The organism is Nitrospirota bacterium, assembly GCA_040752355.1.
Lineage (GTDB): Bacteria > Nitrospirota > Thermodesulfovibrionia > Thermodesulfovibrionales > Dissulfurispiraceae > JBFMCP01.
The window spans coordinates 1-18,673 of the sequence record JBFMHE010000002.1 but is presented as its reverse complement, the minus strand read 5'-3'; the positions used below and the strand labels follow the sequence as shown (position 1 = coordinate 18,673).

Here is an 18,673-nt window from a genome sequence, read left to right as displayed (position 1 = left end):
TTTATTACGCATAATACCATACTTCATCAATCTAAGCCTGAGCAGCTACTTGATCAGCCTGGTCGCCTGGTCGAAGAGCGCGCTCATCCTCTTCGTGTCCTGGTAGAGCCGCTCGAGCACCTCCGAGAGCTCCTTGTTGCCGAGGCCGAGTGCCTTGTCCGCCCAGTCCTTGTATGTCTGCGCATGCTCGTCATTGTGCTCGCGCCAATGGTGGAGCAGATGCTTCAATTTGTCGAGATCGTTCATTACCGTAACCTCCGTGTTCTTGTGATGGATATGGGTATGCACCCCGTGGTCGTGCTGGTGGGCGCGATAGTGGGAGTGCAGATGCTTGTGGACGGTCTCCCCGTGGAAATGGAGGTGCTCGTGGATCAGGTTCACTTTCAGCAGGAGCGCCTCGTCCCTCAGGATATCCCCTGCGCTGCCGATGCCTTCGACCCGGTGCTCTTCCGAGAGCACCGCGACCCTTGCATGCAGCTCTTCGACGAGCGAGAGGTCGTGCGTCGCGATCACGATGGTCTTGCCGGCTTCATTGAGGGCGACGAGCAGCTCCATGAGAAAGCACTGGGTCCGCGGATCGAGGCCGTTCGTCGGCTCGTCGAGCAGCAGCACCTCCGGGTTCATGGTGAGCACCGAGCCGAGGGCGACCCGCTTCTTCTCACCGCCCGAGAGCATGTACGACGGCCGGTCTCCGAGGTCTTCGATGCCGAGCATCTTCATCACCTCGTGGGCCCGGTCGAGCGCCTCCTCTTCACCGATGTCGAGCTGAAGCGGCCCGTACATGAGCTCATCGAGCACAGTGGGACAGAAGAGCTGGATATCGGAATCCTGAAACACGTAGCCTGCCTGCCCGCGGAAGAGCTTCAGGAAGTCTTTATCGCGCAGGCTCTTCTCCGAGACCTCCCTGCCCCTGAAGAAGACCGCGCCGCCCGACGGATAGATCAGTCCGCTCATGATCTGCAGAAGCGTCGATTTGCCGCTGCCGTTCGAGCCGATGACCGCGAAGCGCTCCCCCTCCTGCACCGAGACCGTGACCTCCGAAAGAGCGGGTATCCTGTCGTAATAGCGGTAGCTCACGCCCTCGACTCTTATGATATCTCTATCTCTCTCAGACACCGACAGCCTCACAGCGCCAGGAACACGCATCCGGCGGCGAGGAAGAAGAGGCCGGCGAGCCAATCCCTGAGCAGGAGCTTTCTGAACCCGGAGAGCTTCACGGTATCGGAAAGGCCCCTCGCCGTCATCGCCTTGAAGACCTCTTCACAGCGCAGCTGCGTCTTCCTGAAAATGAAGGCCATGCGGCCGGCGATCCATTCCCTCCCCTTGCTGCCGCTTATGCCGCCGGCGAGCCTGCCCCGTTTCGCCAGGTACATGTCCTCGACGGTCCTGGCGAAGAGAAAGATGTACTTGTACGATAGGGAGAGCATCATCAAGAAGATATCCGGCACCCGCATCACCTTCAGCGCCCTGACGAGCTCGGGGAACGGGGTGGTGTTCAGCACCAGGAGCGAGAGCGAGACCGAATTGACGACCCGGAGCGTCAGGAGCGCGACACCCGTGAGCCCCTCCCTTGTCAGGCCTATTGTCTGGGGGATATGATAGATCCAGAAATCGTAGGGACGCGAAAGCGTGATGAGCGGTACAGCGATTTCTCCCCGCGTGATGATGTTCAGGGATGAGGGAAGAGCGATCAGGAAACCGAAGAAGAAGCCCAGGAAGAGCACCCGTTTGTAAAACGTACCGGCCTTCAGCCGCGCGGCGAGGACGAGCATGCCGATGAATGCGCTTATGGCGAGCTCGGCCCCGATCTCCCTCTTCAGGCTCACGATGACGATGAAGAAGAGCAGGAAGAGCAGCTTGATCCGGGCATCGACCCCCTGGAGCAGCCCCTCGCGGGAGGCGAGCTCCCACTGGGCATACCCCGTGCTCACGACCCCGGCCGCATGCCGCAGCCCCTTCTCGATGAACGAAGTCCTCACCGTTGCACGCCCCCCCGGCAGGGAGGAAGGCTGAGCCGACCGCTGCAATAAGAAAGAGGGGATATTATCGATCACGCCGTACCAGGAACTTCGAAATTAAATACACGACCCCGCTCAGCAGGAGAATGCCGATAAGACCAGAAACGATATAGGAAAGGATCTGGACAGAAAGCGGCGCCTGCTCTCCGCCGAAGGTGTAGTCGGCAGCAGGCGCCTTCCAGAGGTCGGCGTACTTCTTCAGCCCCTCGGGGACATATCCCAGCAGCGTTTCGAGCGTATCGGTGCCCCACTCTCCCCAGGCATCTCCGGCATTGAACCATTCCGGCAGGAGAATGCCGAGCGGCGAGAGCAGGGCCATGATGAGAAGCCCGATCCATAACTTCTTCTGAAAGGGCTTCATGCTACGCCTCCCTCAGGACATACACCAGTGTCCGTTCGTGCTTGAGGAAATACTTCAGGAGCAGGGCGGTGACGAGCCCTTCGACGACGCCGAAAAGAAGAAGGTGCTCCAGGGTCATTACCGGCAGTGCTACCGAGAGGGGATAGGGCGCATACAGCGGCGTACCGTCGGGCGCCGCTGCGATCAACGGCTGGATGCCGAACTGGACGGCGGTCACCGCTGCCGATACGGTCAGCCCGACATAGCCTGCGAGAAAAGCGGCGACCGTTATTCTCCGCCCCTGCCCCGCCCTGCCCCGCGCCGCCTTGAAGACCCCGTACGAGGCGAAGGGCATGACCACGGCCATATTGAAACAGTTCGCCCCGATCGCCGTTATCCCGCCGTCGCCGAAGACGAGGGCTTGAACGATCAGCACCAGCGAGACCGCGATGACCGCGGTCCAGGGGCCGAGGAGGATCGCGATGACCCCGGCGCCGACAGCATGGCCGGTGGTGCCGCCCGGGATAGGGATATTGAACATCTGTATGAGGAAGGAAAAGGCCGCTGCCATGGCGAGGTAGGGCACCTGTTTTGCCGCAAGCTCCTTCTTCATCTTCTTCAGGGCGATGCTCAAGAAGACCGCCGAGGCCCCGTAGAGGGGAACGTAGGTCTGCGGACTCAGATAACCGTCGGGTATATGCATGGCTCTCTCCTGCTGTTTCTAGAAGGTGAAGGTTACGCCGGCCAGTATGGCCGAATCGGTCTCCGGCTTGTTCAGGCCGTGCTTGTACCCTGCATCAAGATAGAGATTCTCGGAAAGCTCGTAAATAATCCCTCCCAGGACAAATGCGGGGGCCGTACTCTCTTCCCTGTCGGTACTCGCTTCGACGCCGATGTTGGCGACAACGCTCAGCCGCCTCACCACTTCGACCTCAGAAGCGAACGAGGCATGCCAGAGATCCCGGCGCTCGTCGTTCCTGTTCTCATTCTGGACATAGCCGAGGTTCGCATGAAAGGCGAAGGGTTTAACTTCCTGCGTTCCGATCAAAAAGAGGCTGTAGCCCACCCTCCCCGAGCCGATGCCCCGTTTCCGGTCGCCTGCAGGAAGGGTAATACCGGGCTTAAGGGCGAGGCCCAATCCGTCTTTCTCGTAGAAGCGCCACTTCACTTCGAGTGAGGTATCGCCGGCGCCATCCTCCTCGACGGTGCCATCACCATTCTCCGTACGTATGTACTGATAAGGCGTACCCACAACGACGTCTATAGTATCCACTATACCATACGTAATGATCGGCGCAACCTCCGTCGTATACTCCGTAGTCCCGTCCCCGGCCTCCCGGCCGTACTCACCATTGAGCTCGACCTGCACTCTCCCTTTTCCCACCGTTCCCGTATCATCGGTCACGAGCGGATGGGCGGCAAATGCTGCAGCTGAAGAAAAAGCAATAATCGAAGACAGAAGCAGCGGGGGAAGCAGGGCCTTCTTCATACCTGTCGTTCTCCTTAAAATGAAAAGCCACGAAGGCTCTTTTTTTGACCTGCTGGCCTGCTGGCCGCAAGAAAAAAGCCTTCGTGGCTTTTCATACTCGGATGAGCTTATCATTGCCGCGCTCCCTTTGTCAAGAAAACGGCAGTTAACCGGAGCACGCGCTCTCCTTAAAGTTATAACTTGACCATTGCGCCGCACCCTCTTTTACCGGTAAGATAGAAGTATCATGAGATCCGGCACGCGCCATAAGGAAAGACATCTTCTGCTCTTCACACTCTACTTCCTCGTCGTCGCGCTCTTTCCCTTTTCCCACTGCCACGCCGGAGAGGGGCTCTCGGTGGTCCATCCCGAGCAGGCGGAGTGCACCCTGCAGCACCTCTTCTTCCCGCAGGCAGAGCTCCGCTGCTGCGAGCTGCACAGCGCCGACAGCCACTCCCGCGACGACCACCATGTTCACTTCCTCGTCTCCGACTCGAACGCTCCGATAAGGCCAAACAGCGCTTCCCCTGCGCCGCTTCCTTTGCAGGTTGCCGTAGCGGTAGATACTGCTTCCACGCAGCCGATACAGTCATCTTTCTTTTCATCCATTCAGAAGCCGTCTCAGCGGCCTCACGAGGGTTTCAGCACCTCATTCTCCGGCCTTTCGCCTCCCGTCGTCTAAGGTTCACTCCACCTAACGTCAGCTTCTGAGAATGCGCATAGTCTCTCTATGCGTACTCTCTAGTATTTTTCGACCCTTTCGACCAAAGGAGACGACGTATATGCGCTATCTGATAATTGGATTCCTCATGCTTCTCTCAGTGCCGGCTGCTTTTGCGGCTCAGGGGATGAGCCTGGAGGACGCTGAAAAACTGTTTCTCGAAAACAATCTCGAGCTCAAAGCCCACAAGGCCGAGCTCGGGAAATACGACGCCGGAGTAATCGAGGCGGGGCTTCTTCCTAATCCGTCCTTCAACTACAGCCTCGAATCGGTGGAAAACGGCGATCGCGAGACCGAAGAAGTTTATTCCATAAGTCAGCCTGTCGATATCGTACGAAAGAGAGGGCTGAGGACGGATGTCGCCCGGAAAAGGAGAGATGCCCGGCATCTCCTTTTTGAGCAGGAGACGCTGAACGCTCTCACAGAACTCAAGCAGACCTACTACCGAATCCTCTATTTGAGAGAGAACGAAACCTCGCTCAAAGGTATCCTCGATACATTCTCAGATGTCCGGCAAAAGACAGAAGAGCGGCTCAAGGCTGGCGATGTGGCCGAAGTAGAGCTTTTGAGGCTCTCCAATGAGAGCAAGAGATTCCTGAGGGCGCTCGAACGCCTCACATCCGAAATAAACGCCGAAACAGGCAAGCTGGCGCTCATGCTCAACATCAGCATGGGCGATATCGTGTTAAAGGATTCTCTTGCACCGGCCCCCCTCGGCTATTCACGGGACGAACTGATTGCAAAAGCAATGGAAAAGAGAGGCGACGTCAGGGCTGCTTCCGCTCAGATCGATGCCGCAGGCAATGCCCTAACCCTTTCGAAAAGGGAAGCGGTAGGTCCTGTAGAAGTTGCAGCAGGCTATAAACGGCGCACCGGGGGCTTTAACGGATTTGCCTTTGGTGTATCCGTCCCTCTTCCGTTCTTCAACAGGAACCAGGGCGGCATCGCCGCTGCAAAGGCTGAACTGGAAGCGGAGCGGCTCAATCTCGAGCAGCTGAAAAAAAAGGCGGCGAGTGAGGTCGCAACGCGCGCTGACCGGGCGGCATTCAATGCTGACCGCGTAGCGCAGTTATCCGGGCAGCTTACAACCGCAAACGAAATCACCAACAGCATCCGCGCCGCCTACGACGAGGGTGAAGCCAGCCTCATTGAGCTGCTCGATGCGGTACGGTCCGAAAGGGAACTGCTGATGGAGCGCAATGAGGCGGTGTATGACTACTGGACAACATTATTTGAACTAGAGAAAGCAACAGGAATGAAACTCACGAAGAGCGGAGGTGCACAATGAGGCGTATAAGTATAGTTATCGCATTTTTGGCTGTTTTTATCACCGGGTGTGCACATGAACATAAAGCAGAGGAGGCGCATGAGGAAAAAATCGCGACGACACTATGGACGGCAAAGTCGGAGCTTTTTATGGAGCACGATGCGCCGTTGCCCGGAAAAAAGGCGGGCTTTCTCATTCATTTAACCAAGCTGGCCGATTTCAAACCGGTAACCGAAGGAACGCTGACCTTGACCTTTACACCGCAGGGAGGAAGCCCTCTCACCGTTACCATTAATGCTCCTGCGCGGCCGGGAATCTACAAGGCTGAAGCGAGCTTCCCCCGGAGCGGCAAGTATGCAATGAACATCGCCCTTAGGGGTGCAACATTCTCCGATGTGATAGCAGGCCCCGAAATACTCGTCGCCGAAAAAGCGGCCCCCCCTGCCGATGATCATGCGCACGGTGGCAGTGGCCCTGAGACTTCGTTCCTCAAAGAGCAACAGTGGACGGTTGATTTCATGGTAGAGCCTGTCTCTCGCCGTGATCTTGCCTCATCTTTCTCGGCGATGGGAGAGATTATCCCCGTTTCTAATGCGGAAAGCACCGTATCATCCCCGGTGGCCGGTGTCATCTCGGCGGCAAAGCCGCTCGCCTACATCGGCAAGAGGGTAAGCAAAGGCGAAGTCCTTGCGTTGATAGAGCCTCCTATTCAGCAGGAAGGCGGCGTCGGGCAACTGTCAGCCTCGTATGCCGAAGCAAACAACAGAGTCATACTTGCCCAGAAGGAGTACGAGAGGGCGCTAAGACTTTACGAGGCGAAGGCCGCGCCCAAGAAGCGGCTTGAAGAGGCCGAAATTGCTCTTAACACGGCAAAAGCCTCCCTGGGTCCGATCGAGAAGGCAATGGCAAACCTGAAAAGCAACACCTCGGGAAACAAATTTGTTGTCACCGCACCCATAAGCGGCGCCGTTGTTGAAGTGTCAGCCTCGAACGGGAAATTTATCGATGCCGGCCAGCCGCTGATGAGGATTATCAACACTTCGACGTTGTGGCTGAAGGCGCATATCCCGGCAACTGACATCGGTAGGCTCAAGCAGCTCGATACAGCCGCCTTCTCCGTACCCGGCATTGACGAAGAGTTCCGGCCCAAACGTCTCGTTACGGAGAACGACCTCGTCGATCCCAGGACCCGCACGGTGCCGGTAATCTTTGAAGTGGCCAACCCTCGCAATCTGCTTAAAGCAGGCATGTTCACCAACGTCACGATACAAACAGGCCGTGTCGACAATGCGATGGCGCTCCCCGAAGAGGCCCTTTTCGAGGACGAGGGAAAGTATTTCACCTTTGTCCAGAGCGGGGGCGAGTCGTTCGAGCGGAGAGAGGTTAAAGTCGGGGCAAGAGACAAGGGATATATGCAGATCGTCGATGGGCTCAAGAAAGGCGAACGGGTAGTCACCAAGGGCGGCTATTATGTAAAGCTCGCCTCGCAGTCAACACAGATACAGGGCCACGGCCATGAGCACTAAAGGAGCAGGATCATGCTTGACAAGATAATACGCTTGGCCCTTGAAAACAGACTGATCGTACTCGCCCTTTCGCTTCTGCTGCTGCTTATCGGAGCGTATGTGGCGACGAAGATCCCGGTGGACGTATTCCCCGACCTCACCGCGCCTACCGTTACCATCATGACCGAGTCGCACGGGATGGCGCCCGAAGAGGTCGAGACCCTGGTCACCTATCCCATCGAGAGCGCCCTCAACGGCGCAACCGGGGTGCGGCGAGTCCGTTCATCGTCCACCTTCGGCATTTCCACGGTATGGGTTGAATTCACCTGGGGCACCGACATCTACCGTGCGCGCCAGGTGGTGAATGAAAAGCTGCAGCTCGTGTCCGGAAGCCTGCCGCAGGGTATCGTGCCGATGATGGCCCCCATATCTTCCATTATGGGAGAGATCATGTACATCGATCTCAAGAGCTCGAAGCACACCATGATGGAGGTGAAGGAGGCTGCCGACTTTGTGGTAAGGAAACGGCTGCTTTCCGTGCCCGGCGTTTCACAGGTGGTGACGGTCGGAGGGGACACGAAGCAGTACCGCATCAACATAGACCCGCAGAAGCTTTTCGCCTTCGGTGTCTCAGTGAATGATATCATCGCAGCGACAAAGGGCACCAACGAGAACTTTTCTGCGGGAATCATGAAGACCGGGGGACAGGATTACTTCATACGGGGACTTGGCAAGGTGAGGTCCCTTGCCGATATCGAGAATACCGTCATCTCCTCACGGGACGGCGTCCCGGTCCTTATCAAGGATATCGCCCAGGTGAAGACGGACGCCGCTTTCAAGGTGGGCGATGCCTCAGTAGACACGAAGCCTGCGGTGCTTATCGCCGTGCAGAAACACCCTGAAGCCAATACGATCGAACTCACCAAACGGCTTGAACGCACGCTTCATGAGGTCAGGAAAAACCTGCCTGAAGGTATGGCGATCGACACCGATATGTTCAAGCAGGCTGACTTTATCGAAAGGGCAATCGATAATGTCGAACGTGTGGTCGTCGAAGGCGCCTTCCTGGTCATCGTTATCCTCTTCCTCTTTCTCGGCAATATCAGGACGACCATCATTTCGATTACGGCAATGCCGCTCTCCCTCATCTTCGCGATCTTTGTCCTGAGGCTCTTCGACATCACGATCAACACCATGACGTTGGGCGGCATGGCGATCGCGATCGGCGTTATTGTCGACGACGCCATCATCGATGTGGAGAACGTCTTCAGACGGCTGAAAGAGAACAGCGAGAAGCCCGCGGAGGAAAGGCACCCGGCATTACAGGTCATCTTCGATGCCTCCAAAGAGATACGCTCCTCGATCGTGAACGCAACGCTCATCATCATTCTCGTCTTCGTCCCGCTCTTTTTCCTGAGCGGTATCGAGGGTCGGCTCCTGAGGCCGCTCGGCGTCTCATACATTGTTTCCATCGGCGCTTCTCTCATTGTCGCTCTCACGGTAACACCGGCGCTCTGCGCCTATCTGCTCCCCCGGGCGAAGTTCATAGAAAAGGGCGAAGAGAGCTTCGTCGTCAGGTGGCTCAAGTCGACCTATCAGCCCACCCTGAACAAGGCGATGGAAAAACCCGCCGCGGTGATTGCAGCAACCGTTGCCCTCTGTGCAGTGTCGCTCATTCCCTTGTTCTTCATCGGCAGATCGTTCCTTCCCGCCTTCAATGAGGGGTCCCTTACCATCATGCTTGCTACGGCCCCGGGGACCTCTCTCGAAAAATCAGCCGAGATCGGAACGCTTGCCGAAAAAATACTGCACAGCCATCCGAATATCGTAAAGACCGCGAGAAAGACCGGACGGGGAGAACTTGACGAGCACGGCAAATATCCCAACGCATCCGAGATCGAGGCGAAGCTGGATACGAAGGACAGAGACCTTCAGGACATTCTTGCCGAACTCAGAAAGAGCCTCGCCGCATTGCCGGGCACCGTGGTGAACTTCAGCCAGCCCATCAGCCACCGCATCGACCACATGCTCTCCGGAACCATGGCGAACATCGCCGTGAAGATATACGGCCCCGAGCTCTTCAGGCTTAGGTCCATTGCCGAGAATGTCAGGGCTGAGATGAGCGCTATCGAGGGCATCGCCGACCTTTCGGTAGAGCAGCAGGCCGATATCTCACAGGTCAGAATAATCCCCCATAGAGAAGAACTGGCGAAGTACGGGCTGACCGTCAGCACGGTGGCGGAAGCGGTCGAAGTCGCTACCGCGGGAAAGGAGCTTTCGCGGACCATCGAGGGTGACCGTGGGTTTGATATCGTCGTCAGGTTCGACGATGCCGCACGGAAAGATATCGAGAGTATCAGGAGCATTCTCATCGATACCCCTATGGGAGTAAAGGTGCCCCTCTCGGCCGTAGCCAATGTCTATTCGGCGAAAGGTCCCAACAGCATCAGCCGGGAGAACGCCCAGAGGAAAATAGTAGTCCAGGCGAATGTAGCGGGAAGAGACCTGAAGAGCGTCTACAGGGACGTCAGGGCAGGCATCGAGCGGAATATAAAGCTGCCACAAGGATACCACATCGAATACGGCGGGCAGTTCGAGAGCGAGGCCGAAGCAACAAGGACCATAGGGCTCCTGAGCATTATCTCGCTGCTCTTCATCTTCCTGATCCTTTATATGGAGTTCAGATCTTTCACGAGCGCAGCCCTGGTCATGGTCAATCTTCCGCTCGCCCTTATCGGCGGCATTGTGGCGGTGTTCATTACCGGCGGCGTCATCAATATCTCATCGATGGTGGGGTTCATTACGCTCTTCGGCATCGCCACGCGCAACGGAATTCTGCTCGTCTCCCACTATCAGCACCTGATGGAGGTTGAGGGAAAGACGCTCAGAGAGGCGGTGTTCCAAGGTTCGATGGAGCGGTTGCGGCCGGTCGTCATGACTGCGTTGGCCGCAGGCCTTGCGCTGATTCCGTTTGCCATAGCCGCGGACAAGCCCGGCAACGAAATACTGTCGCCCCTGGCGATCGTGATTTTAGGAGGTCTGCTGAGCTCAACAGTCCTCAACATGATTGTCCTACCGTCACTTTACATCAAGTTCGGAAAGGAGAGAGTATCATGAATAGAGCAACAAGTTTTGTGATAGTGATGATTCTGGTCTTGACGGTTGCGGCGTGTGCCGTAAAAAAAGAGGGGATTATTGCCAGGGGACAAAGCACCGATGCCGAGGTATTTCGTGAGGCAAAGGACGGGGGGCTGCCTCCTGCGGAATCCGCCGATCTGACTATTAGAGCATCTCTCAAGACCTATCCGAAGGATCATTTCTTGATCGATCCAAAGAGACCAGCCGATATTGTATCCGCCTATCCCTTTGTTCTGAATATCGATGGTCACGGCACTGTCTGGAGGGTCGATGGGAAAACCGACATAGTTCCCGCATATGATGAAAAGGGAAGAAGAGTCCCTGAAGGCGGCGAGGGGATAAAGTACACGATCGAAAAGAAAGTGAGAGTACCTGCGGGGTCACACACCATCTATTTCGGAGTCCCGGAGGAACGTTATGCCGTCGAGGAAGTCATTTCGTTGAGCGGCGGTACGCAGAATGTGCTCGAGCTCAAGCCGGTGTATAAAAGATCTCACAGGGGGGCAACAGGCTGGACCCGTGACTTTGCGCACGGACTTTCAGAGTATGATATCTATTTGAACGGAAAAATCATCGAGTAAGCCCGCACTTGAGGGACTCCGCCCCTTCCCAACGAAGCAGGGCGGAGTCCCTCATATCTTTTAGCGCAGTGCGCCCCCCTCAATGCCTTTACCTGATCAGAGTCGGACTTCGGGGCAGCAGAAAATTAAATCAATGGTTGGGCAATAATCGCCGATAACTATGGTACGACTTGCTTGAAAGAAGGTCGCGCGTATAGAGAAATAAGCATAGTCCTGCCGTTATTCAGCTCAGGGAGGGTGATACTTTGCTGACATTGCCTCTTGCGAAATAGATGAGGAGAACTGAAACAAATGCTTAAAAAAGGTCTGATGGTTTTCGTTGTGTTGATTGTTGCTGCGACAGCAGGAATCTCGTCTGCAAAAGACATCTTGATAACCAATGATACGGGGACACAGGGGAAAGGACACCTGCTTATCGAAGTTAACAGTGAGCTCTCCCTTGACAAGGAAACAGCCGATGGCGTGACAACGAAGGAGACGGGGACAGAGCTTCAATCGATAGTTTCCTATGGAGTGACGGAAAAAATAGATGTCATCTTAACATTGCCTTATGCCTGGAACAAGGTTACGGAAGACGGTGTCACCATACAGAAGGAAGACGGCATTGCCGACATGGCACTGGAACTGAAATGGAGATTTTATGAAAAGGACGGACTGAGCCTCGCTGTGAAACCGGGCATTTCGCTTCCCACGGGTGACGATGAAAAGGGACTTGGCGCAGGAAGAGCAGCGTACGGCATTTTCTTTATTACTACAAAGGAAATCCATCCTTTGTTGTTTCATCTGAATCTCGCCTATACGAGAAATGAAAATAAAGTCGATGAGCGAAAAGATATCTGGTACGCCTCACTTTCCGGGGAATTGCCCCTCACCAAAAAATTAAGATTCATTGCCAATACGGGAATCCAAACCAATACCGGCAGAATGTCAAGGTCCTCCCCTGCATTTATACTTGGAGGGTTTAACTACGAGGTAACGGACACCTTTGCAGTAAATCTCGGCATTAAAGGAGGATTGAATAACGCTGAAACCGACTACACGATGCTTGCGGGCATTGCATGGCGGTTTTAGGAAAACGAATATCCCGGGCAGCGGCGGCAGTGCCCCTCCCCTTCCCCAACTGCTTGACAAAGGGGTGATTTGACCTCGGACACCCGCACATTTTATTATATCTGCTATGCTTGCACCCGAGAAACAGCTCGAGCTCATCAAGAGAGGCGTCGTCGAGATCATCCTCGAGAAGGAGCTCCTCAAGAAGCTCGAAAAATCATTCAGAGAGAATAAGCCCCTGCGCATCAAGGCGGGCTTCGATCCGACCGCTCCCGACATCCATCTCGGCCATACCGTGCTGCTCGAAAAGATGCGCCAGTTCCAGGAGCTGGGCCACGAGATCGTCTTTCTGATCGGCGATTTCACCGGCATGATCGGCGACCCGACCGGCAAGTCCGAGACGAGAAAGCCGCTCACGCGGGAGGATGTCCTCAGGAACGCCGAGACCTACAAAGAGCAGGTGTACAAGATCCTCGACCCCGAAAAGACGGTCATCAGGTTCAACAGCGAATGGCTGATGAGCCTGACGCCCATGGAGATCGTGAGGCTCCTCGCAAAGCAGACCGTAGCACGGATGCTCGAACGGGAGGACTTCAAGCAGCGGTTCACCAGCCAGAGCCCCATCGGCATACACGAATTCATGTATCCCCTGCTGCAGGGCTACGATTCCGTCGCTCTCGAAGCAGACGTGGAGCTCGGGGGAACGGACCAGCGGTTCAATCTCCTCATGGGCAGGGAGCTGCAGCAGGAGTACGGTCAGGCGCCGCAGGCGCTCGTGATCATGCCGCTCCTGGAAGGACTCGACGGGATAAAAAAGATGTCGAAGAGCCTCGGCAACTATGTCGGCATCTTCGATGCGCCCAAAGACATGTACGGCAAGCTCATGTCCATCAGCGACGAGCTGATGATCAAGTACTACGAGCTCCTGAGCCACATCAGCATGGAAGAGCTGAAGGCGTTGAAAGAGGGGCTGAAGTCAGGCGCCGTGCATCCCAAAAAGGCGAAGGAGCGCCTCGCCCTCGAAATCGTCGAGCGGTATTGGGACAGAGAGGCCGCGGCTCATGCGGAAGAGGAGTTCGAGAAAGTCTTCAAGGACAAGGGCCTCCCCGAAGATATTCCTGAATACTCATTCCCGCCTGACGCAGATGAGCTGTGGCTGCCCCAGATCATGAAGGAGGCAGAGATATCGGCCAGTAGCAGCCAGGCGATAGCCCTGATCAGGCAGGGCGCAGTGAGCGTCAATGACCGGAAGGTGACCGATCCGAACACAAAGCTTCCCAAAGGGACGTATTTGATCAAGGCCGGAAAGCGGAAATTCCTGCGGGTCGTTTACCGGTAATCTCTCTACTCAACGTTCCTGCGATCTTTTATCTTTTACCGTAATGTGCGCCCCTGTGCCTCTCTCTGGCTGCTGAGCACTTCATGTTCCTTATTGCCTTCCGGCATCACTACGTGATAGCCCTCCTATTGCCGCCTCATAGCTGCTCATCAACCCGACCCGAAGCTGCCAAACTGTTTAATTTCACACATCTTTATCTGCTGCTGCGCAATTTCACACACTCGCCGCAATAAAAACAGACGACTGTTTAAAACAGAACTGTTCACACGAACTGCCCGCAAGTGGTAAAATCCCCCTGGCTATTCACAGCCAAGCCGCTGAAATAGTGCGTTATTCATCATCAGACAGATGAAATATCTCAGCTTATCAATGAAATCGAAGGCAGTAGCAGCCTGCAAAATGCAGTGGCACAGTAATTGCAAAAATCATTTTTTGGGGAAGTCCACTCTGTGGGAGAGTGATTGATGAAGAGACTTGCCGCAGTGTTGGTGACAGCCTTACTGCTGCTTGCCGCTTACAGCCTGCCTGAAGGCAAAGTCACCGGTCCGTGCGCTAACTGTCATACAATGCACAACAGCCAGAGTGGGGAGGCTATGGCGACCTACGGAGCCGACGGCAAGCCGTGGAAGGGTTCCGGCCAGGGCCAGGCGCTGACCCGCGGCAGCTGCCTCGGCTGCCACGGACAAGGGCTCAGCACGCATATCGATCCTATTACCGGCGCTCCCCAGGTATATCATTCGGGCACAACCGACCTTGCGGGTGGAAATTTCAGATATATAGAAACCGGCGGCGACAGCAGGGGACATAACATCATCGACCTCGGAAATGCGGACTCCGTTCTAACCTATCCGCCCGGGCACCGCCATCTCGATGATGACCCCAACGCCGTGGCCGCCTTCACCTGTGCGGGAGCGAACAGCTGTCATGGGAGGCGGGTAAATTACGGCGGGATATCGGGTATTCCTGCGCTGAAGGGTGCACATCACCGGAACCCGGATGACGGCAAATGCACTGTTGCCGACCAGGTCTACAACAGCTATCGCTTTCTGGACGGCATAAAGGGATTGGAAAATAACGGGACTTACAAGTGGCAGAATTTCGACGCTGCCAATCACAATGAGTATTTCGGAGCGACCTCTCCTCTCAAGAGCGGCTGTACGGGAAAATGTCATGAAGGAGGGGGAAGCAGCAGCTCCCCGATACGTCCGCAGATCAAGACCATCAGCTCGTTTTGCGCAACATGCCACGGAAACTTCCATGTGTGGGAGGAAATTACGACATTTTCTGTAGATCCGCTCAGAGGAATAGTCTTCGGGAAGCCGTTCACAAGACATCCGACCGATGTGGTCGTGCCCGCCGGCGGCGAGTACTCAGCGTATACAGCATACAGCGTGCAGTCGCCGGTTGCAAGGACCACCGTCCCCGACAGCATCAGCAGTACTGTTACGCCGGGAACCGATATCGTCATGTGTCTCTCGTGCCATATGGCCCATGCATCGAACTATCCCGACATGCTTCGATGGGATTATGATCAGATGGTAGCCGGAGGCGGCGGCAGCGGCGGGTGCTTCACCTGCCATACGAGCAAAAAATGATAATAGACAGGGGATATTGGTGAGACAGGCGTTTTTCGTAATTTTTGCAGCTTCCTCATTATTGGCTTTTCTTAGTAGCGCCTCATACCCGAAAGTCACCGGCCCCTGCGCCAACTGCCACACCATGCACAACAGCCAGAACGGGGCTGCCATGGCGACCTACGGCGCTTCAGGACAGCCGTGGACAGGCGTGGGCCCCTATGGGGGATTGACCCGAGGGACGTGTCTCGGGTGCCACGGAATCGGCACGGCAAAGATCGTCACTATCGGCGGCAGCAACATTCCGCAGGTATGGCATAACGACGCCTCTGCCGATCTGGCAGGAGGGAACTTCGCCTATATCACCGGCGGTAAGGGGAGCGGCGCTTCCGACGCAAAGGGGCATAATGTAATCGAGCTCGGCAATATTGATGATATCCTGACCATACCTCCCGGTCGCAATCCCGGACACTCCCTCAGCAATACAAACCTCTCCTGTTCAGGCACTTTCGGATGCCACGGCATACGATACGGCACTGCGCCGGCAGGCTTGAAAGGAGCGCACCATAGCAATACTGACGACGGAAGTCTCACTATCGCCGACAGTGTTGCGAACAGCTATCGCTTTTTGTGGGGAGTAAAAGGATATGAGAATAACGGAACCTATAAGTGGCAGAACAAGGACGCCGCCAACCACAATGAGTATTTCGGTGCAACGGCGCCGCTGATGAACGACGCACAATGCTCCGATTGTCATAACGGTCCTCACGGCCCCGGGGCCTTAAAACTGAAGCCGCAGAGCTCGATGAGCGCATTCTGTGCAACCTGTCATCCGAATTTCCACAACCTGAGCGGAATCGGCGGAAATGCCAGTTCGCCATTCACAAGGCACCCGACCGATGTTATACTGCCTAACGCCGGGGAATACGCCGCATATACCGCTTACAGCGTGGATGCGCCCATTGCCAGAACAACGGTTCCTGGCGCACCAAGCCCTGTCGTAAATCCGGGCTCCGATGTGGTTATGTGCCTATCCTGCCATGCGGCACATGCCACCAATTATCCCGACATGCTCAGGTGGAACTACAGCACGATGAATGCCGGGGGCGGCGGCAGCGGCGGGTGCTTCACCTGCCATACGCAGAAGAAGTAACTCCCAGCGGCGGGGTAGCGCTTAATGGTGATGGCCGCTCTCGGAGTGGCCGCCCGAGACGACATAGAAGGCCTCTGCAACTCCCCTGTTTTCGAGAAGACACTCGTCGTCGCCCATTATATGAAACGCCGTGCCCTCTTTCAGCGTACCGGAAAAGCGGCCGGACACTTCGATGTCCCCCCGGGCAGCAAGGACCATCTCTTCATGCCCTTTCCCGGGCTTGACCAGCCTGCCTCCCTCTCCCGGCCTTAATATCCCGTAGATCATGTAGCAGGCATGGCTGCCGGTATCTTCGGCGCCGAGAATACATTCGCCGTTTTCCGAGAGCAGCGCCTTCCCTTTCAACTCGAATGCAGTCAACTGTTTTTCGCTCATCACTCGTTACGCATCACGCATTACGGCAGTTACGTCCTGTATTCGGCATTGATCTTCACGTAATCCTCGGTCAGATCGCAGGTCAGCACTTTCGCGCTCCCCTTGCCGAGATGGAGATCGACGACAACTTTGATCTCCTTCCTCTTCAGCCGTTCGTTGGCTTCCTTGTCCCTGCCGGTCGTACGCCCCTTGCTCGCAATCCTGATGCCGTTCAGAGAGCACTCCACCTTCTCTTCCCTGATCGATATCCCCGAGTAGCCGAGAGCGGCGATCAGTCTGCCCCAGTTCGCGTCGTTCCCGTACAGCGCGGTCTTCACCAGCATGGAGTTCGCGATAGCGAATGCGCCTTGTTCAGCCTCCTTTTCGCTCTTTGCGTTCCTCACCTCCACCTCGACAAACTTCGTCGCGCCCTCGCCGTCGAGGACGATCAGCTTGCCCAGTTCGTAGCAGATCGCCGAGAGCGCAGCCGAAAAGGCGCCGAACGACGGCGAGCTCTTCTTTATCACCGCATTCCCCGCAAAGCCGTTCGCCATGGCGAGCACCGTATCATTCGTCGACATGTCGCCGTCGATCGTTATCCTGTTGAACGACTTCCGCACCGCGGCCTGCAGCGCCAGGCCGAGAGCGGATTTGTCGACAGCGGCATCGGTCATGATGAAGCAGAGCATCGTCGCCATGGCGGGGCAGATCATCCCCGCTCCCTTGCAGACTCCCGCCAGGGTAACCATCGTGTTGCCGATCTTTATCCTCTTGCTGAGGACCTTGGGAAACGTATCGGTCGTCATGATCGCGGAAGCCACATCCGCCAGGGGCGCGGCGCCGAGATTATTCGTAAGCTCGATGATCTTCGGCCTGATCCTCTCCATCGGCAGGGGAGTGCCGATGACGCCGGTCGAGCAGACATAGACGCTCTCGGGCTTCAGGTTCAGCCCGAACGCGGTCAGCTCCGCCATCTCGACAGCATCCTTCATCCCCTGCTCGCCCGAGCAGGCATTCGCATTGCCGCTGTTGACGATGATCGCCTGTCCCCTCCCGGATGCGATCCGCTTCATAGCGAGCTTCACCGGCGCTGCCTTGATATTGTTGGTGGTGAACATGCCCGCAACAGCCGCCTCCTCCGCGGAGCAGATCAGGGCGAGGTCTTTACGCCCGGGTCTTTTGATCGCCGCCTCGGCAGTAGAGAAGAGAAACCCTTTGGGAACAGCTATCTTCGTGGTTTTCATCTCATTAGAATAATTTCTCTCTGAATTTTTTGCAACAGTTTTATACCTATTGCCCTCAAAAAACAGAAGGCCTATACCTATTTTGTGCCGATATGCCTTTCGTGCGCTCACGTCCCCTCCTCGGGAGGGGCGCAGGGGGGGTCCATTTTGCATGACAGCGGTGCAGGAACGAACGATCACCCGCCCGGAACAGCGCACCTGATCGTCCTCATGCATTGGGCTGCAGAGCAGCACTAGAGCGTTAACTATACTTTATGGCTATCCTGTAGTCGATACGGCGGTGGCCCGAGGCATCATTTCCGGGACAGGCAAGCTCCCCGTTCGCTGATTCCTGGTGGCCTTTCACCATGGTGTAAATGACAGGCTCCAGGTTGAAACCGCCGTCAATACACTTATCCTCCATGCATTCCAAAAGAAAGTAGGCAGCGCTGCCGGGGAAGAAGTTGACCGTGCGCTGCATGAACGAAGGGCCGCTCTCTCTTCTGTAGTAATTCATGAAGATGACAATGGAGGCGACGCCGGGGTACCGGGAGGATAGCAACCCTGCATCTTGTTTCTGCTGCCTTCTCTCGAGCCGTTCAGCATTCTTCTGCTTACTGATCATGGGAGGCCCTCCTTGAAGGAACAAAAAGCCCCCTGCTCTGGGCAGGGGGCGCTCTTCGTCAGGTCCTTACTGTCTTACGACGTTGACTGCCTTGGGACCTTTAGGGCCTTTCTCGGTATCGAACGTAACGCTGTCACCCTCGGCAAGGGACTTGAATCCCTGAGCCTGGATGGACGTATGGTGGACGAAAACATCGGTGCCGTCTTCACTGGTGATGAAGCCGAAGCCTTTGGAATCGTTGAACCACTTTACTGTTCCGTTAGCCATTGTGTACCTCCTTACTTGTTAGTTGAACTTTCAGAAGGGCACAAATAAAA

The 18,673-nt window shown here is 55.9% G+C and carries 18 protein-coding genes; 9 read left to right on the top strand and 9 right to left on the bottom strand.

Annotated elements, in window-relative coordinates; all coding sequences use genetic code 11:
* Nucleotides 1–45: 45 nt before the first annotated feature.
* From AB1805_02070 to AB1805_02050, 5 genes are all read right to left on the bottom strand, one after another.
* Nucleotides 46–1,116, bottom strand: coding sequence for an ABC transporter ATP-binding protein (locus tag AB1805_02070; GenBank protein ID MEW5744216.1), 1,071 nt, complete (start codon nucleotides 1,114–1,116; stop codon nucleotides 46–48).
* An 8-nt stretch (nucleotides 1,117–1,124) separates the two neighbouring features.
* Complete coding sequence (locus AB1805_02065) at nucleotides 1,125–1,979, bottom strand: energy-coupling factor transporter transmembrane component T (protein ID MEW5744215.1); 855 nt, start codon at nucleotides 1,977–1,979, stop codon at nucleotides 1,125–1,127.
* Between the two features lie 64 nt (nucleotides 1,980–2,043).
* On the bottom strand, nucleotides 2,044–2,379 hold the full coding sequence (locus AB1805_02060; protein ID MEW5744214.1) for a PDGLE domain-containing protein: 336 nt from the start codon (nucleotides 2,377–2,379) through the stop codon (nucleotides 2,044–2,046).
* Between the two features lies 1 nt (nucleotide 2,380).
* Entirely contained in the window at nucleotides 2,381–3,061 is a 681-nt protein-coding gene (cbiM, locus tag AB1805_02055; protein ID MEW5744213.1) for a cobalt transporter CbiM, read from the bottom strand.
* An 18-nt stretch (nucleotides 3,062–3,079) separates the two neighbouring features.
* Nucleotides 3,080–3,847 (bottom strand): transporter, encoded by a 768-nt coding sequence (locus AB1805_02050; protein MEW5744212.1) that lies wholly within the window; start codon nucleotides 3,845–3,847, stop codon nucleotides 3,080–3,082.
* A gap of 226 nt (nucleotides 3,848–4,073) precedes the next feature.
* On the opposite strand from AB1805_02050, the gene AB1805_02045 reads away from it, so the two are divergent.
* The 9 genes from AB1805_02045 to AB1805_02005 all read left to right on the top strand — a co-directional run bounded on the left by AB1805_02045 (nucleotide 4,074) and on the right by AB1805_02005 (nucleotide 16,154).
* Nucleotides 4,074–4,508: a hypothetical protein gene (locus tag AB1805_02045; protein ID MEW5744211.1), complete on the top strand. Its 435-nt coding sequence runs from the start codon at nucleotides 4,074–4,076 to the stop codon at nucleotides 4,506–4,508.
* Between the two features lie 100 nt (nucleotides 4,509–4,608).
* Nucleotides 4,609–5,835 (top strand): TolC family protein, encoded by a 1,227-nt coding sequence (locus AB1805_02040; protein ID MEW5744210.1) that lies wholly within the window; start codon nucleotides 4,609–4,611, stop codon nucleotides 5,833–5,835.
* Nucleotides 5,832–7,340, top strand: coding sequence for an efflux RND transporter periplasmic adaptor subunit (locus AB1805_02035; GenBank protein ID MEW5744209.1), 1,509 nt, complete (start codon nucleotides 5,832–5,834; stop codon nucleotides 7,338–7,340). The genes AB1805_02040 and AB1805_02035 overlap by 4 nt, the downstream gene beginning before the upstream one ends.
* 12 nt (nucleotides 7,341–7,352) lie before the next feature.
* Nucleotides 7,353–10,436, top strand: coding sequence for an efflux RND transporter permease subunit (locus tag AB1805_02030; protein ID MEW5744208.1), 3,084 nt, complete (start codon nucleotides 7,353–7,355; stop codon nucleotides 10,434–10,436).
* Complete coding sequence (locus AB1805_02025) at nucleotides 10,433–11,038, top strand: hypothetical protein (protein ID MEW5744207.1); 606 nt, start codon at nucleotides 10,433–10,435, stop codon at nucleotides 11,036–11,038. The genes AB1805_02030 and AB1805_02025 overlap by 4 nt, the downstream gene beginning before the upstream one ends.
* A 291-nt stretch (nucleotides 11,039–11,329) precedes the next feature.
* Complete coding sequence (locus tag AB1805_02020; GenBank protein MEW5744206.1) at nucleotides 11,330–12,109, top strand: transporter; 780 nt, start codon at nucleotides 11,330–11,332, stop codon at nucleotides 12,107–12,109.
* A gap of 106 nt (nucleotides 12,110–12,215) precedes the next feature.
* Nucleotides 12,216–13,427 carry a tyrosine--tRNA ligase gene (tyrS, locus tag AB1805_02015; protein MEW5744205.1) on the top strand — a complete coding sequence of 404 codons (1,212 nt, stop codon included), beginning with the start codon at nucleotides 12,216–12,218 and terminating at the stop codon, nucleotides 13,425–13,427.
* Between the two features lie 593 nt (nucleotides 13,428–14,020).
* Nucleotides 14,021–15,022, top strand: a complete 1,002-nt coding sequence (locus AB1805_02010) for a cytochrome c3 family protein (GenBank protein MEW5744204.1) — start codon at nucleotides 14,021–14,023, stop codon at nucleotides 15,020–15,022.
* A gap of 19 nt (nucleotides 15,023–15,041) precedes the next feature.
* Complete coding sequence (locus AB1805_02005; protein MEW5744203.1) at nucleotides 15,042–16,154, top strand: cytochrome c3 family protein; 1,113 nt, start codon at nucleotides 15,042–15,044, stop codon at nucleotides 16,152–16,154.
* A 21-nt stretch (nucleotides 16,155–16,175) separates the two neighbouring features.
* Here the strand turns inward: AB1805_02005 and AB1805_02000 are convergent, their stop codons facing one another.
* From AB1805_02000 to AB1805_01985, 4 genes are all read right to left on the bottom strand, one after another.
* Complete coding sequence (locus AB1805_02000; GenBank protein ID MEW5744202.1) at nucleotides 16,176–16,529, bottom strand: hypothetical protein; 354 nt, start codon at nucleotides 16,527–16,529, stop codon at nucleotides 16,176–16,178.
* 29 nt (nucleotides 16,530–16,558) lie between these two features.
* The gene (argJ, locus tag AB1805_01995; GenBank protein MEW5744201.1) at nucleotides 16,559–17,752 is read right to left on the bottom strand and encodes a bifunctional glutamate N-acetyltransferase/amino-acid acetyltransferase ArgJ; all 1,194 of its coding nucleotides are present in this window, start codon (nucleotides 17,750–17,752) and stop codon (nucleotides 16,559–16,561) included.
* Nucleotides 17,753–17,993: 241 nt separating this feature from the next.
* Complete coding sequence (locus AB1805_01990) at nucleotides 17,994–18,356, bottom strand: hypothetical protein (GenBank protein ID MEW5744200.1); 363 nt, start codon at nucleotides 18,354–18,356, stop codon at nucleotides 17,994–17,996.
* A gap of 66 nt (nucleotides 18,357–18,422) precedes the next feature.
* Entirely contained in the window at nucleotides 18,423–18,623 is a 201-nt protein-coding gene (locus tag AB1805_01985) for a cold-shock protein (GenBank protein ID MEW5744199.1), read from the bottom strand.
* Nucleotides 18,624–18,673 lie beyond the last annotated feature (50 nt).

Excerpts from the sequence above, each read along its gene's own strand:
- AB1805_02060 (MEW5744214.1), bottom strand. The coding sequence starts at position 2,379 with ATGAAGCCCTTTCAGAAGAAGTTATGGATCGGGCTTCTCATCATGGCC.
- AB1805_02000 (MEW5744202.1), bottom strand. The coding sequence starts at position 16,529 with ATGAGCGAAAAACAGTTGACTGCATTCGAGTTGAAAGGGAAGGCGCTG.
- AB1805_02030 (MEW5744208.1), top strand. The coding sequence starts at position 7,353 with ATGCTTGACAAGATAATACGCTTGGCCCTTGAAAACAGACTGATCGTA.
- tyrS (MEW5744205.1), top strand. The coding sequence starts at position 12,216 with ATGCTTGCACCCGAGAAACAGCTCGAGCTCATCAAGAGAGGCGTCGTC.
- AB1805_02050 (MEW5744212.1), bottom strand. The coding sequence starts at position 3,847 with ATGAAGAAGGCCCTGCTTCCCCCGCTGCTTCTGTCTTCGATTATTGCT.
- AB1805_02025 (MEW5744207.1), top strand. The coding sequence starts at position 10,433 with ATGAATAGAGCAACAAGTTTTGTGATAGTGATGATTCTGGTCTTGACG.
- AB1805_02040 (MEW5744210.1), top strand. The coding sequence starts at position 4,609 with ATGCGCTATCTGATAATTGGATTCCTCATGCTTCTCTCAGTGCCGGCT.
- AB1805_01985 (MEW5744199.1), bottom strand. The coding sequence starts at position 18,623 with ATGGCTAACGGAACAGTAAAGTGGTTCAACGATTCCAAAGGCTTCGGC.
- AB1805_02035 (MEW5744209.1), top strand. The coding sequence starts at position 5,832 with ATGAGGCGTATAAGTATAGTTATCGCATTTTTGGCTGTTTTTATCACC.
- AB1805_01990 (MEW5744200.1), bottom strand. The coding sequence starts at position 18,356 with ATGATCAGTAAGCAGAAGAATGCTGAACGGCTCGAGAGAAGGCAGCAG.
- AB1805_02020 (MEW5744206.1), top strand. The coding sequence starts at position 11,330 with ATGCTTAAAAAAGGTCTGATGGTTTTCGTTGTGTTGATTGTTGCTGCG.
- cbiM (MEW5744213.1), bottom strand. The coding sequence starts at position 3,061 with ATGCATATACCCGACGGTTATCTGAGTCCGCAGACCTACGTTCCCCTC.
- AB1805_02010 (MEW5744204.1), top strand. The coding sequence starts at position 14,021 with ATGGCGACCTACGGAGCCGACGGCAAGCCGTGGAAGGGTTCCGGCCAG.
- argJ (MEW5744201.1), bottom strand. The coding sequence starts at position 17,752 with ATGAAAACCACGAAGATAGCTGTTCCCAAAGGGTTTCTCTTCTCTACT.
- AB1805_02045 (MEW5744211.1), top strand. The coding sequence starts at position 4,074 with ATGAGATCCGGCACGCGCCATAAGGAAAGACATCTTCTGCTCTTCACA.